The sequence below is a fragment of the Brucella sp. JSBI001 genome (assembly GCF_026014005.1).
Taxonomy (GTDB): domain Bacteria; phylum Pseudomonadota; class Alphaproteobacteria; order Rhizobiales; family Rhizobiaceae; genus Brucella; species Brucella anthropi.
On the sequence record NZ_CP110339.1, the window covers coordinates 3,045,956 to 3,059,960 of the forward strand.

The window sequence follows — 14,005 nt, forward strand, 5'->3', positions numbered from 1 at the left end:
TTTGCGGCTTCACCGCCCACATAGCTTGCGCTCGTTCTTTATCCGCGCTTTTGCTGCTGCACGATCCCGTAAATATTCGTAGAGCGTGCACCCGATCGGCAGTAACCAAGAATGGGGCCCTCAGCTTCATCCAGCGCTGCTGCCATCGCATCCACATCTTCTTGCGTCAATTGTCCGCCTACAACCGGGATGTAGTAAGTTGCAAGCCCGGCTTTTTCGGCGACACGTGCAATTTCGCTGAACTCGGGTTGTTCAGGGCCGCCTTCGCCGTCTGGCCGATTGCAAATGATTGTGCGAAATCCCTCCGCTGCAATATCGCGTACGTCGTCGGGCTCGATCTGGCCCGAGACTGAATAATTGTCGTCTACCTGGCGAATATCCATATTTTCCTCACTTGCCGCTCAAATCGCGACGGCTTGTCCGGTGGCAACTTACATTAAAGTTGTTTTCATGCCACATGAAACTGCTGGGAGAACGGATGCGATGACAGGGGAGCGATTAAGGTGACGATCCACAAGGTTAGCCAGAGCGCTGTACGTATCGCGCATCGTGTGTCGAGCTTTCATGAAAGCACCCGAATGGTCCCGGAAGAAGTGCCCGTGGCGGTCAGCTATAACGGTTCAACCCAAGCCGTAATGATGGCTACACCGGATAATCTTGAGGACTTCGCGATCGGTTTCACGCTCACCGAGAATATCGTTGACCATATTTCCGAGATAGAAGCGGTTGATGTCGTAGCCTTTGAAAAGGGTATAGACCTACAGATCAGACTGTCCGAACGCCCCGAGCAGAGGCTTGCCGCGCGACGCAGGTTTATGGCTGGTCCCGTTGGGTGTGGTCTCTGTGGTATAGATTCAATCGACCATGCGTTGCGGTCGCTTGAGGCTTTGGAACAAGGTGATAGGAAATTCTCTTCCAACGATATTTCAATGGCTGTCGTGTCTCTCACGAAAGAGCAGCAACTGAATGCTGAGACCCATGCAGTTCATGCGGCGGGGTTCTATGTGCCAGGCGAGGGGCTTATTGCTGTACGTGAGGACGTGGGGCGTCACAACGCATTGGATAAGCTCGTCGGAGCTGTCTCGCGTATTGGTACTGCACCGGGAAATGGGATCGTCGCGATTACCAGCCGTGTTTCGGTCGAAATGGTGCAGAAAGCAGTTATGTTCGGTGCGCCAGTTCTGGCCGCAATCTCTGCGCCGACAGCTCTTGCCATTCGAACGGCGGAAGATGCCAACCTAACGCTTGTTGCACTGGTGCGAGGTGTTGAATTCGACGTTTATGCCCATGGAGAGCGTATCGCAGGAGAATGACCGGCCTTTTCGCAAAGGCCGGTCGAAGCATCATTATGCAAGGGCGGCAATACGGCTGCGTTCGCTAACGACCTGCAACACCGCATTGGCTGCTTCCACGCCCTTCACCTTGAAGTGGGCATGGAAAAATTCATGATGTTCCTTGCTTTCATGGAAATGATGCGGTGTCAGAACAACGCTGAGCACCGGAACTTCGGTCTCTAGGCCGACTTGCATCATGCCGTTGATGACAGCAGTTGCCACGAAATCATGTCGATAGATGCCGCCATCCACGACGAACGCAGCGCCGACAATGGCAGCATACTGGCCGGTTTTGGCCAGAGTCTTGGCGTGGAGAGGAATTTCATAGGCACCTGGAACGTCGAAGATTTCGACTTCTATATTTGTGCCAGCCTTTGCGGACAGTTCCGCGATAAAGCTCTTGCGAGCTTCGTCGACAATATCGGCGTGCCAACGGGCCTGAATGAATGCGATCTTGAAGGAAGTCTTGTTCGGATAGCTCTGGTTCATAGGTTCCACACGAAACTAGAATCAGGGCGCACAAAAGAACGCATTGATTGTGCCCAAGGGCGCAATCCTAACGCTCATTCGCTCTCTTCCATCCGGACTTTAACCGTCGGCTCCGGCATCTCACCGGATCTGCTGACCCTGAACGGAAGCCGAATCGGCATCTTTCAGGCGCTCGCGGGCTCGAAACTTTTGCTTCATACCGCCGGTGGGGAGTTTCACCCCGCCCCGAGAACAAGCCCGCACACCATTGTGCGAGCGGCGTGAAATTAGGGTTTCGTCGCGGGCTTGTCCAGTAAAATAAGGGAAATTTTATACTGCCGGCATTTCAGGTCGATGAGGGGGATTTTAGAGTGCTGGTTTGATGGGAGGCGCCATGTAAAACGCTGCCCTTGAGGTGGTAATGCTTTAATTTCTAAGCGTTTTTCAGGGCGCCGGCTCTACCTGAAGTTTTAATCGATTGAATTTTACGCGTTTTATCTATCGGAAGATATTGACACCCTGGCAGGGTTTGGGCCTATCCTATGTTCACATCTTGTCTTGTGGATATTTAGCATCCTTAAAAGACAACGTTGTCAATTGGGCTTAAGCGGCGTATGAGTGGGATGGAGGATTTCAGGAAAAGCGTCGTGAGGGATGGCCGGGCACAGGTGAAAGCGGAAGCTTTCGCATCGTATTGCGGCAGTGAGTAGGAGAAACTGGTTGTGTGGTGCAGCTGGTTTCGGGTCTGTGCCGAAGAGGCGCGGATGGGAATGACGAGACGGATTACTGCGCTGAAGCAAAGGCTTAGCCAGATATCCGATAGTTTTAGTTTCGTTTGTTTCTACGGGAGGTAGACATGCATAAACTTTTGAAGCTCGCCGCGATGGGTACAGCCGCCTGTGCTTTGCTCGCCGGAATGGCCCCTGTTGCCAGTGCGCAGGACAAGCAGAACGTTGAAGTTCTGCATTGGTGGACTGCTGGCGGTGAAGCCGCCGCGCTCGACGTTCTCAAGAAGGATCTCGAAAAGAAGGGCATTAGCTGGACCGATATGCCGGTTGCCGGTGGCGGTGGTACGGAAGCCATGACAGTACTGCGCGCGCGCGTCACAGCTGGCAATGCTCCGACGGCAGTGCAGATGCTCGGCTTCGACATCCGCGATTGGGCAGAGCAGGGTGCTCTTGGTAATCTTGATGAGATCGCAAACAAGGAAGGTTGGGAAAAGGTCATTCCGGCTCCTCTGCAGGAGTTTGCCAAGTATGACGGCCACTGGATCGCTGCTCCTGTCAATGTTCACTCCACCAACTGGATGTGGATCAACAAGGCAGCGCTCGACAAGGCTGGCGGCAAGGAGCCTACCAACTGGGATGAACTGATCGCTCTCCTCGATAAGTTCAAGGAACAGGGCATCACCCCGATCGCTCATGGCGGCCAGCCATGGCAGGACGCAACGATATTTGATGCTGTAGTGCTTTCTTTCGGTACAGATTTCTACAAGAAGGCCTTCATCGATCTGGATCCAGAAACGCTCGGCAGCGATACGATGAAGCAGGCTTTCGATCGTATGACGAAACTGCGCTCCTATGTTGACGATAACTTCTCCGGTCGCGACTGGAACTTGGCTTCAGCTATGGTCATTGAAGGCAAAGCCGGCCTTCAGTTCATGGGCGACTGGGCGAAGGGTGAGTTTGTCAAGGCTGGCAAGAAGCCGGGCGAAGACTTCGTTTGCATGCGCTATCCGGGCACCCAGGGCGCTATCACATTCAACTCCGATATGTTTGCCATGTTCAAAGTCTCGGAAGACAAGGTTCCTGCACAGCTTGAAATGGCATCGGCGATTGAAAGTCCGACTTTCCAGTCGGCATTCAACGTAGTGAAGGGCTCCGCTCCGGCTCGTACCGATGTGCCTGATACCGACTTCGATGCTTGCGGCAAGAAGGCTATCGCTGACGAAAAGGAAGCGAGTGAAAAAGGCACGATGCTGGGCTCCATGGCGCATGGTTACGCTAACCCTGCTGCGGTGAAGAATGCGATCTATGACGTCGTAACACGCCAGTTCAACGGTCAGCTTTCCTCGGAAGATGCCGTCAAAGAACTCGTGTCGGCTGTTGAAGGTGCGAAATAACAGCAAAGAGGCGTCCGGCCCTTTCCGGACGCCTTCTATCTCAGGTGCTTTGGATATTGGTAGAGCATCTGAAAGTACTGGCATCAGTGGCCAGAAATCAAAACAACAATTGCATGATGAAGGCCTGCATGTTTCCATCGGAAATTGCAGCAGACTGAATTTATTGGGTGCATTCGGTCGCGCATAATGCAGAAGCGCTGGAATGCCGATCAAACAGATGTCCGGAACGTGCGCCTGATGTTTGGCGTATGTCCGGGTGGCGTAAACAAGGTGACGCAGAGATGCAGCGTAACAACCGATTACAAGAACTGGTGCCAAAGCTGGTTCTGGGGCCGAGCTTTCTGATAGTGCTCGTGTTTGTCTATGGTTTTATCATCTATACGGGCGTTCTTTCGCTAACCAATAGCCGAATGCTGCCGTCATATGGCTTCGTCGGACTTACGAATTACACCAAGTTGTGGGCCTTGCCTCATTGGTGGCGTGCGATCACCAATCTGGCGATCTTTGCATCGCTCTACATCATTATCTGTTCGGTCATCGGGCTGTTCCTTGCGATCCTTCTTGACCAGAAGATCCGCGGTGAAGGCGTTCTACGTCCGATCTATCTTTATCCGATGGCGTTATCTTTCATCGTCACTGGAACGGCATGGAAGTGGTTTCTCGATCCAGGTATCGGTCTGGAAAACACAATGCATTTATGGGGTTGGGAGAGTTTCTCCTTCAACTGGATCAAGAGCAATACAATGGCAATCTACTGTCTGGTGATTGCTGCTGTGTGGCAATCCTCCGGATTTGTGATGGCGATGTTCCTAGCAGGATTGCGCGGCGTGGATAATGAAATCATCAAAGCGGCGCAGATTGACGGAGCATCATCCGGTACGATCTATCGCCGCATCATTATCCCGTTGATGCGTCCGGTTTTCCTGTCAGCTTTCGTGGTTCTCGCTCATCTGGCAATCAAGGCATACGATCTTGTTATTGCGCTGACCGGTGGCGGTCCGGGGCAGGCCACCGAATTACCTGCGACTTTCATGTATTCCTATACGTTCACACGGAACCAGATGGGTATCGGTGCATCGTCGGCGATTATCATGCTGGCGATGATCTTCTCGATTATCATTCCTTATCTGTATTCTGAAATTCGCGGAGGGTCTCGGTCATGAGCGCCCAGTCGCAAGACAATGCCATCAACAGCGGAAAGCTGACGCGAGCGCTGATCTACACTGCGCTACTGCTCTTTGCATTCTATTATCTGCTGCCGCTCTATGTGATGCTGGTCAACTCCTTCAAACCCCTTGAAGAAATCCGTCAGGGCGGGATGTTGAACCTCCCGCAGCAATGGACCATCGAACCATGGTTATCTGCATGGTCGACCGCACAGATCGGAGTTCAGCCTACCGGGTTGAAGCCGTTCTTCATCAACTCGATCCTGATGGTGGTTCCAGCCGTTGCGATCTCGACTATTGTCGGCGCCTTGAACGGTTACGTTCTGACCAAATGGCAATTCCGCGGGTCGAACATCTTTTTCGGCTTATTGCTGTTGTCGTGCTTCATTCCGTTCCAGATCGTACTCATTCCGATGGCGCGTGTTCTTGGTTTTCTGGGGATTGCGGGCACGATTTGGGGACTGATCCTCGTGCATGTGGTTTACGGTATCGGTTTCACGACGCTCTATTTCCGCAACTATTATGAAGCCTTCCCGACAGAATTGGTGCGGGCGGCGCAGATCGACGGAGCGAGCTTCTTCCAGATATTCTGGCGTATTTTGCTACCGTCTTCAGGACCGATCATCGTTGTGTCGGTGATCTGGCAGTTCACGAACATCTGGAACGACTTTCTGTTTGGTGCCTCCTTCTCGGGTGCAAATTCCACACCGATGACGGTTGCACTCAACAATCTGGTTTCCTCCTCCACCGGCGTTAAGGAATACAATGTCCATTTCGCAGCTGCCATCCTGGCAGCTCTGCCGACGCTGATCGTCTATATCGTTTCCGGTCGCTATTTCGTACGTGGCCTGATGTCCGGTGCCGTAAAGGGATAAGTTGCAATGTCTTTTCTGAAAATATCTGATCTCTACAAATCCTACGGCAATGTTTCGGTTTTGAAGGATATCAATATCGAGATTGATGAAGGCGGTTTCCTCGTTCTCGTGGGCCCGTCTGGCTGCGGCAAGTCAACATTGTTGAATACTATCGCCGGGCTTGAGCCGATCACATCGGGTGACATAGCCATCAATGGCAAGTCGGTGTCCGGCCTGCATCCATCCCAGCGCGATATTGCGATGGTCTTCCAGTCTTATGCGCTTTATCCGAATATGACGGTTGCCGGGAATATCGCTTTCGGCATGGAAATTCGTAAGGTTCCGAAGGCTGAGCGCGATAAGGCTATTCAGGAAGTTGCCGATATCCTGCAGATCGGCCATCTGCTGGATCGCAAACCAAGCCAGCTTTCAGGCGGCCAACGTCAGCGTGTGGCCATGGGGCGTGCTCTGGTGCGTAATCCGCAGGTATTCCTGTTCGATGAACCACTTTCCAACCTCGATGCCAAGCTGCGTGTCGACATGCGCACCGAGATTAAACGGCTGCACAGCCGGATGAAAACTACGATCGTTTATGTGACGCACGATCAGATCGAGGCAATGACGCTGGCAACTAAGATCGCCGTTCTCAAGGATGGAATCTTGCAGCAATTCGGAACGCCAGCCGAAATCTACAATAATCCGTCCAATATGTTCGTTGCTGACTTCATGGGATCGCCAGCAATGAACCTGCTAACTGCTCGGGTCGAAAAGAACGGTTCGGGCTATGCCATCAATCTCGGACGTGGTGAAGGTGAACCGTTGAAGCTGCCATTGAAGGCGGCGCCCCAAGGACTAGGCGCTTATGAAGGCCAGGATATTGTCTTCGGTATTCGCCCTGAAGCACTCACAGATCCGGATGGAGCTGATCGCAATGCAAATGCGATAGTGGAAGGGGATTGCCTGATCGATGTTGTCGAGCCCGCAGGCTCGGATACGTTTGCTGTTACGCGATTGGGCGGCAAGCACGTTGTGGCACGACTGCGCGCAGATGCCCGCATCGCTGCGGGACAACCGGCCACGTTGGCCTTCAACCTGGACAAGTCGGTCTTCTTTGACCCGAACAGTCAGGGTCGAATTCTCTGACTGTGAGGCACATAGTGCAATCTTTGCCAACACTGCGGAGACTGTATGAAACGAAAAGAGCGCTTCCATTTTATTGGAAACGCTCTTTTTCATGTCTGCCTGGAGGGCAAAAAACTTTGTTTAGGGGCACGCTTTAATGCAGGAAATCAAGCCCAAGAAGGCCGACTGCAAGCGCAGTGTTCAGTGAAATGATCATCATTCCGTAGATGATGGCGGTTCTTGTAATATCGTTCATTTCCTACCTCCTTGAACCGGAGCGGCCCCCCACCCGGTTCGAAGCCTCGTGAAACTGTAACGAAATGTAACAAGCTGTTACGGGAAGCGCAACCCTGTTTTACGCAAATGTGAACGGTTGAAATCTGGCGTGAGAAATTCAGTGACTTTTGTCGGCAGAGAGCCAGTTAGGCCCAAAACCGCGATAAATTACTGATTTTATCGCATATTCACCGCAATGTGACGCTGCTCTGACTAGCAATAATCAGTGTGGCGCTACATAGGATTGTCAGCTCTTAAATATCCGTCATTTCGGAATATTACCGTGAATCGCATCATTCCTCTCGTACTGGCCATAGCCCTATTCATGGAGCAAATGGATTCGAACGTCATCTCGACGTCGCTTCCTGCTATCGCTGCTGACATCGGTACAAGCCCTATTGCGCTCAAGCTGGCGCTGACTGCTTACCTTGTTGCGCTCGCAGTTTTTATTCCCGTCAGCGGCTGGATGGCCGATCGCTTCGGGGCCAAGAATGTCTTCCGGGCTGCAATTGCGGTATTCGTGGTTGGTTCTGTAGCCTGCGCTGCATCGAATTCACTGACTGCTTTCGTCGTTGCGCGGTTTTTGCAGGGTATGGGCGGTGCGATGATGACACCGGTTGGCCGTCTCGTACTTATCCGTTCGACTCCGCGCAGTGAACTTGTGTCAGCCATGGCGTGGCTTACGATTCCAGCAATGGTCGGGCCGCTGGTAGGTCCACCAGTCGGTGGTTTCATCACGACTTTTCTGACTTGGCATTGGATTTTCCTGATTAATGTACCGATCGGTTTCGTCGGTATCTGGTTTGCAGCGCGGTTTCTGCCGGACACAGACGAGCGCATCGTAAAGCGCCTTGATTGGACGGGCTTCTTTCTTTCCGGGATCGCAATGTCGGGTGTTGTCTTCGGATTGTCGGTCGTCAGCCTGCCAGCCTTGCCGCCTGCGGTGGGTTTTACAACCCTTGCAATCGGTATTGTCTGCACGGTTCTCTATCTTCGGCATGCGAGGAGAACCGATGATCCGCTGCTGAACCTGAAACTTTTCGATAATCAGGTATTTCGTTCCGCAGTCATCGGCGGCAGCATTTTCCGGTTCGGGATCGGGGCTATTCCATTCCTGCTGCCATTGATGTTTCAGCTTGGCTTTGGTCTCACACCGTTTCAGTCGGGTATGATGACTTTCGTTTCGGCGATCGGTGCGATCAGCATGAAATTCGGTGCAAAGCGTATCTTTGTTCGCGTTGGTTTCCGGCGCGCCTTGATGGCAGGGTCCTTGATTTCGGCCTGCTTCATTGCCGTCAACGGCCTGTTCACACCGACAACACCTTACTGGATCATCATCGGCTTTTTGCTGGTGGGGGGCTTTGCGCGTTCGTTGTTTTTCACTGGTGTCAATGCGCTTGCTTTCGCCGAAATCCCCGATGAAAAGACCAGTCAGGCGACGCCCATCACGGCAGTGGCGCAGCAGGTTTCCATTGCTATCGGTGTGGCACTGGCAGGTGGTATTCTGGAAATCAGTACGTCGTTACGCGGAGCCCATCTCGAATTGGTGGACTTCCACATCGGCTTCTTTGTGGTTGCTGCCGTTTCCGCTCTGGCTTTTCTCTGGTTTGCGCGGCTCGCACCTGATGCAGGCAAGGAACTGTCTGCGCCAACAGTCGTGAAACATCACGGTAAGGAGCCCGCAGCCATCGAAGCCGCGAGCACCTCAGCCGGAAAATAAGCTTCAACCTTTGAAATCGCGGGCGAGTAGATAAAGCTCGACCGATTCCGCGCGTGATGCAGGTGGTTTGACATGATGCACAGAGCGGAACTTCTGCTTCAGCAGAGCTAGTAGTTCATTTTCCGTGCCACCCTGGAATGTCTTGGTGAGAAAATGCCCGCCCGGCTTCAAAACCGAAATGGCAAAATCAGCGGCGACTTCACACAGATGCACGGTACGCAGATGATCAGTCCTGCGGTGGCCAGTCGTCGGGGCAGCCATGTCGGAAATGACTAAATCGGGCTTGTCACCGAGCGCATCCATCAGTTTTTGTGGCGCCTCATCATCGAGAAAATCCATTTCCAGCAAGACAACGCCGGGCAGGGGGTCGACGTGAAGGTAGTCGATGCCAACGACGTTCGGATTCTCGTCGGTTGAACCGACAATCTTGGCCGCGATCTGCGACCAGCCGCCAGGCGCAGCGCCGAGATCGATGATCTTTTGACCCTTTTTGAGCAGATCATAACGATCATTGATTTCAATGAGCTTGTAGGCTGCGCGCGAACGATATCCGTCCTGCCTGGATTTGTGCACATAGGGGTCGTTCAAATGGCGCTGCAGCCAGCGGCGTGACGATTCCTTGATCGTGCCTGCCTTTTTCTTCACACGTACCTGCAGATTGCTGGAGCCCGCGCCACCGCGACCACCAGTTTTTACTCCACCCTTGTTTCCGCCTGCCTTGCTCATTTTCAGTGCCTGTTTCTAGCGCCTGTCGCGCGATTGTGTCGCCATGCGCCGTCGCGCGACATCAGTTCGGTCAAAATGCCTTCACGCAAACCACGATCGGCAACAAGTAGTTTTTCGCTGGGCCATACTTTGCGTATCGCATCGAGAATAGCACAGCCTGCCAATACCAGATCGGCGCGATCTGCGCCAATACACGGGTTGGCTACACGAGCGTCAAAATCCCACGACAGAAGACGGTTGGTCATTTGCGTCACATCGTCGGCACCCATCCACATGCCATCGACTCGGCGCCGATCATAGCGGTCGAGGCCGAGATGAATTCCAGCGAGCGTGGTTACGGTTCCAGATGTACCCAGCAGGTGGAAACGTGGACTGGCAGTCAGATTTCCGAGACACTGCCGCTCGGCAAATTGCGCAAGCAGATCGGTCACATGCGAAACCATGGAATCGAAACTTTCCTGCGTGACATTGCGTCCGCCGAAACGTTCTGCCAGCGTCACGACGCCGACAGGAAGAGACGTCCAGGCCATGATATGCTCTGCCAGACGAGGAGAACGGCGACGGGAAACATCAATCAACGCGATTTCAGAGGAACCGCCACCAATATCGAACAACACGACAGCATCCGTTTCGCGGGTAACCAGTGTACCGCAGCCTGAGACAGCGAGCCGGGCTTCCGTCTGCCGGTCTACGATCTCCAGTTCAAGTCCGGTTTCCGCCAGAACCCGTGCCAAAAATGCTTCGCCATTCGAAGCCGAACGGCAGGCTTCGGTGGCTATCAGTCGCGAACGTCTGATTTTCTTGCCTGCAAGTTTGTCACGGCAAACCTTCAGTGCTTCAACGGCACGATCCATCGCATTTTCGCTAAGCTGGCCAGTGGCACTCAAGCCTTCTCCCAATCGTACGATGCGTGAAAATGCATCCACAACGCGGAATTGGCCAGGCCGCGTCGGCGACGCAACCAGCAGGCGGCAATTATTTGTGCCAAGATCCAAAGCCGCATAAAGTGGAGCGTCGCCCTTTTCGTGATGCGCGCCATTAGCAGCGCGGGGCATCTGGCCATTGCCGCCCTTACGCTTGTTCGGCGTCGATGCATGTTGGCTTTCCGCGCGCGCGACATTATGCGTAGACTTCAACGCAGCTTCAGCTACCAGCGGCGTCTGCGCACCCTGTTGTCGTGACTGCTTCTTTTTACGAGCGCGGCGGCGGCGATTCGAGATTTTTCCGGAAGATCGCTGTTGGTTGTTTGCTGCTTCTGCAGCCTCGGGCTTTTGCGCAGAAGCTTCAACAGCCGGCACAGACTTACCGCGCCGACGCCGACGTGCGCGTTTACGCTGGCTCTGCGAATTCGTGCCTTCGGTCTCGTCCTGTGGCTTTGAGCGTCCTGAATCGGATGCACTACGGGCATTGCCGATATCTGTAACGGCTTTCTTGCGCGGTCTGCGCTTGCCGTTATCGGACGGATTCCGGGCCTGCGAATTGCCCGATTGTCCGCCGGACGCCCCTTGATGCACCATTTCGGCGGTGCGCTCGTCGGGGTTCTTCAAGGTTTTTGTCCTTATGGCGCCGCGCGAACCTGTCAGGACGCAAGCAAGGCGCTTCAATTTCTACGTTGTGCATAATGTAACAGTGGTTTTCTGTTTTACCAAGGGGCAGGCTGTCGAGAGCCGCCGGAAAATTTTGAATGCACGTATGAAATTTGAGCCAACGGCGCGCCGAGGGCTTTCGCTGGTGGCGAAAGCCCTTAAGGAGACGATATGTCTGCAGGTTAGATGTCGTAAGTATGGGCTGCGTTGATTGTCGCAACGAATTGTTTTGTGCGCTCACGCGCAGGCCGCGTGAAAACCTCGTGTGCGGAGCCCGTTTCAACGATGTTGCCCGACTCGAGAAAGACGACGTTCTTTGCAATTTTGGAAGCGAGTCGCAGGTCGTGTGTCGCGATCACCATGGTGGTGCCTTCCTTTGCAAGTTTGCTCAGAACATCAACGACTTCGGAGGCGAGTTCGGGGTCAAGGGCCGAGGTGGGCTCATCGCATAACAGAACACGCGGGGATGGTGCCAATGCACGTGCAATCGCGATACGCTGTTGCTGGCCACCAGAGAGCGTTGAAGGCCAAGCATCCGCTTTATGCGCCATCCCTACCTTTGTGAGCAATTCCATCGCACGTTCTTTTGCCTTGTCCTTCGGCCATTTCAGAACCGTAACGAGGCCTTCCATCACATTCTGGATCGCGGTCTGGTGAGGAAAGAGCTGGAAGTTCTGAAACACCATGCCTGTCTGGCGGCGGATTGATTGGATTGCCTGCCAGCTCGGCTTACGGTCAGGCTCAAAGCTGAGGCTCTGGCCACCCAGAACCAGAGTGCCCGACGTCGGAATCTCCAGCAGGTTTATGCAACGCAGCAACGTGCTTTTGCCTCCGCCGGATGGACCGACTAGTGCTGTTACTGTGCCCTCGGCAATCGCAACGTTGATATCATTAAGGATCACAGCGTCGTCAAAGCGCTTTACGATATGTTGCAGCTCGATCATGCGTTTGTCTCCAGTGTGCCGCCATAACGTCCGAAGCGTTTTTCAAGGCGCACTTGCAGCGCTGAGAGTACGGAACTCATCACGAGATAGATCAAGGCTGCTTCGATATAGAGGATGAGAGGTTCGTAAGTGGTCGCGACGATACGTTGCGCGGACTGGAAAAGCTCCGGCACGGTGATGGCGGCTGCAAGCGACGTGTCCTTCACCAAAGAAATGAAGGAATTGGAGAGCGGAGGCACTGCAGTCCGGGTTGCCTGTGGCAGAATGGTGCGGGCAAGTGCCTGACGCCAGCTCATACCAATGGAATATGCGGCTTCCCATTGACCTTTCGGAACGGCAGATATGACCGCCCGGATAATCTCCGAACTATAAGCACCAACGCTGAGAGAGAAACCAATTACGGCCGCTGGAAATGCATCGAGATAGATGCCGGCGCTTGGCAGGCCGTAAAAAATTACGAACAACTGCACGAGCAGGGGGGTACCGCGGAATATCCAGACATAAAAGCGTGCGATAGATGAAAGCCAAAGCGGAGCGAACAACCGCACGAGCGCAGTCAGGAGCCCCAATGTCAGGCCGAATGCAAAGGACAGAAGGGTGAGGGGAATAGTGAAGATCAAGCCAGCCCACAAAAGAGTCGGCAGGGATTCCACCATCAGTTGAAGCCAATCGGGCACGGTTTTCGGCTCCTCAATAATGTATAAAGTCAGACTGAAATGAACTTGCGCTGATAAACCTGCGCGTCCTTATCTTATACAGCCTGACATTCATGTCTTGGGAATAGTTTTTCACAATCACAATAAAACGAAGCCGGAAGGAGCTTCCGGCTTCGTCTTGTAAACCAGGAAAACGCTTACTTGGAAACGTCCTGACCGAAATATTTCTGTGAAATTTTGTCGTAGGTGCCGTCGGCTTTAATTTCGTCGAGAGCCTTGTTGATTGCCGTTACGAGATCATCGTCGCCCTTGCGGACGATGATGCCCGACGCGTCGGCATTTTCTTTCTCGGCCACAACCTTGACCGGAGCCTTCGGCTGGTGCTTTTTGAAGTCGAGAAAAGACAGGCTGTCATTGAGGGTCGCATCCGCACGGCCTGTCAGAACAAGCTGGATCGACTGGTCGAAACCATCTGTGGCTACGAGTTCAGCGCCGGCTTCCTTCGCGAGCTTGCCGTAATTGCTGGTGAGCGACTGTGCTGACTTCTTGCCCTTAAGGTCAGCAAAATCCTTGATCGTATCGTCCTTGTCGTTGACGATCAGAACGACCTTGGAAACGATATAGGGGTTGGAGAAGTTGAACTTCTTCTGACGCTCTTCGGTAATGCCTACCTGGTTGATAACGGCATCATAGCGTTTGGAATCAAGCCCAGCGATGAGCCCGTCCCATTTGCCTTCAACGAATTCCGGCTTTACGCCGAGCTTGGCAGCCACGGCTTCACCGATTTCCACGTCGAAGCCGACGAGCTTGTTGTCCTTGTCGTGATAGGTGAACGGCGCGTAGGTGCCTTCAGTGCCGATCTTTAAAACGCCCGCCGACTTTATGGCGTCGAGATTTTCTCCGGCCATAGCGCCAGTGAAAAGAGCTGCCTGAATGATGCCTGCGGTAGCGATGATCTGAGCGAATTTCATTTTCGGTATCCGTGAACTGGTTGAGGTTCTATTGATCGCAGAAATTTAATTCTAAAGATG

General features: G+C 53.4%; 13 protein-coding genes and 1 riboswitch. Of the genes, 6 read left to right on the forward strand and 7 right to left on the reverse strand.

All coding sequences use genetic code 11. The features are described 5' to 3' along the window. Window positions 1–38: 38 nt before the first annotated feature. The gene (locus LJ361_RS14405) at window positions 39–383 is read right to left on the reverse strand and encodes a TIGR01244 family sulfur transferase (RefSeq protein WP_010659007.1); all 345 of its coding nucleotides are present in this window, start codon (window positions 381–383) and stop codon (window positions 39–41) included. Between the two features lie 120 nt (window positions 384–503). Here LJ361_RS14405 and fdhD point away from each other — a divergent pair, with 120 nt between their 5' ends. Continuing rightward, on the forward strand, window positions 504–1,313 hold the full coding sequence (gene fdhD / locus LJ361_RS14410) for a formate dehydrogenase accessory sulfurtransferase FdhD (protein ID WP_010659006.1): 810 nt from the start codon (window positions 504–506) through the stop codon (window positions 1,311–1,313). 33 nt (window positions 1,314–1,346) lie between these two features. Here fdhD and LJ361_RS14415 read toward each other — a convergent pair whose 3' ends face one another. Next, a complete protein-coding gene (locus LJ361_RS14415; protein ID WP_010659005.1) occupies window positions 1,347–1,823 on the reverse strand; it encodes a 6,7-dimethyl-8-ribityllumazine synthase in 477 nt (158 codons plus the stop codon). A 76-nt stretch (window positions 1,824–1,899) separates the two neighbouring features. Continuing rightward, a riboswitch (FMN riboswitch) is annotated at window positions 1,900–2,060 on the reverse strand. A 598-nt stretch (window positions 2,061–2,658) separates the two neighbouring features. Between LJ361_RS14415 and LJ361_RS14420 the strand changes: the two genes are divergently transcribed. The 5 genes from LJ361_RS14420 to LJ361_RS14440 all read left to right on the forward strand — a co-directional run bounded on the left by LJ361_RS14420 (window position 2,659) and on the right by LJ361_RS14440 (window position 9,062). Beyond that, window positions 2,659–3,924: an ABC transporter substrate-binding protein gene (locus LJ361_RS14420; RefSeq protein ID WP_010659004.1), complete on the forward strand. Its 1,266-nt coding sequence runs from the start codon at window positions 2,659–2,661 to the stop codon at window positions 3,922–3,924. A 281-nt stretch (window positions 3,925–4,205) separates the two neighbouring features. Continuing rightward, window positions 4,206–5,087 carry a carbohydrate ABC transporter permease gene (locus LJ361_RS14425; protein WP_010659003.1) on the forward strand — a complete coding sequence of 294 codons (882 nt, stop codon included), beginning with the start codon at window positions 4,206–4,208 and terminating at the stop codon, window positions 5,085–5,087. Then, the gene (locus LJ361_RS14430) at window positions 5,084–5,965 is read left to right on the forward strand and encodes a carbohydrate ABC transporter permease (protein ID WP_010659002.1); all 882 of its coding nucleotides are present in this window, start codon (window positions 5,084–5,086) and stop codon (window positions 5,963–5,965) included. The genes LJ361_RS14425 and LJ361_RS14430 overlap by 4 nt, the downstream gene beginning before the upstream one ends. A 6-nt stretch (window positions 5,966–5,971) precedes the next feature. After that, window positions 5,972–7,087 (forward strand): ABC transporter ATP-binding protein, encoded by a 1,116-nt coding sequence (locus LJ361_RS14435; protein WP_010659001.1) that lies wholly within the window; start codon window positions 5,972–5,974, stop codon window positions 7,085–7,087. A 538-nt stretch (window positions 7,088–7,625) separates the two neighbouring features. After that, window positions 7,626–9,062, forward strand: a complete 1,437-nt coding sequence (locus tag LJ361_RS14440) for a DHA2 family efflux MFS transporter permease subunit (RefSeq protein ID WP_264811822.1) — start codon at window positions 7,626–7,628, stop codon at window positions 9,060–9,062. A gap of 3 nt (window positions 9,063–9,065) precedes the next feature. Here the strand turns inward: LJ361_RS14440 and LJ361_RS14445 are convergent, their stop codons facing one another. From LJ361_RS14445 to LJ361_RS14465, 5 genes are all read right to left on the reverse strand, one after another. Next, a complete protein-coding gene (locus LJ361_RS14445; RefSeq protein ID WP_010658998.1) occupies window positions 9,066–9,788 on the reverse strand; it encodes an RlmE family RNA methyltransferase in 723 nt (240 codons plus the stop codon). A gap of 2 nt (window positions 9,789–9,790) precedes the next feature. After that, a complete protein-coding gene (locus LJ361_RS14450) occupies window positions 9,791–11,335 on the reverse strand; it encodes a Ppx/GppA phosphatase family protein (RefSeq protein WP_029375988.1) in 1,545 nt (514 codons plus the stop codon). Between the two features lie 221 nt (window positions 11,336–11,556). Then, entirely contained in the window at window positions 11,557–12,318 is a 762-nt protein-coding gene (locus tag LJ361_RS14455; RefSeq protein ID WP_010658996.1) for an amino acid ABC transporter ATP-binding protein, read from the reverse strand. After that, window positions 12,315–12,995, reverse strand: a complete 681-nt coding sequence (locus LJ361_RS14460) for an ABC transporter permease subunit (protein WP_010658995.1) — start codon at window positions 12,993–12,995, stop codon at window positions 12,315–12,317. Before LJ361_RS14460 ends, LJ361_RS14455 begins: the two co-directional genes overlap by 4 nt. 176 nt (window positions 12,996–13,171) lie before the next feature. Further along, a complete protein-coding gene (locus LJ361_RS14465; RefSeq protein ID WP_010658994.1) occupies window positions 13,172–13,945 on the reverse strand; it encodes an amino acid ABC transporter substrate-binding protein in 774 nt (257 codons plus the stop codon). Window positions 13,946–14,005 lie beyond the last annotated feature (60 nt).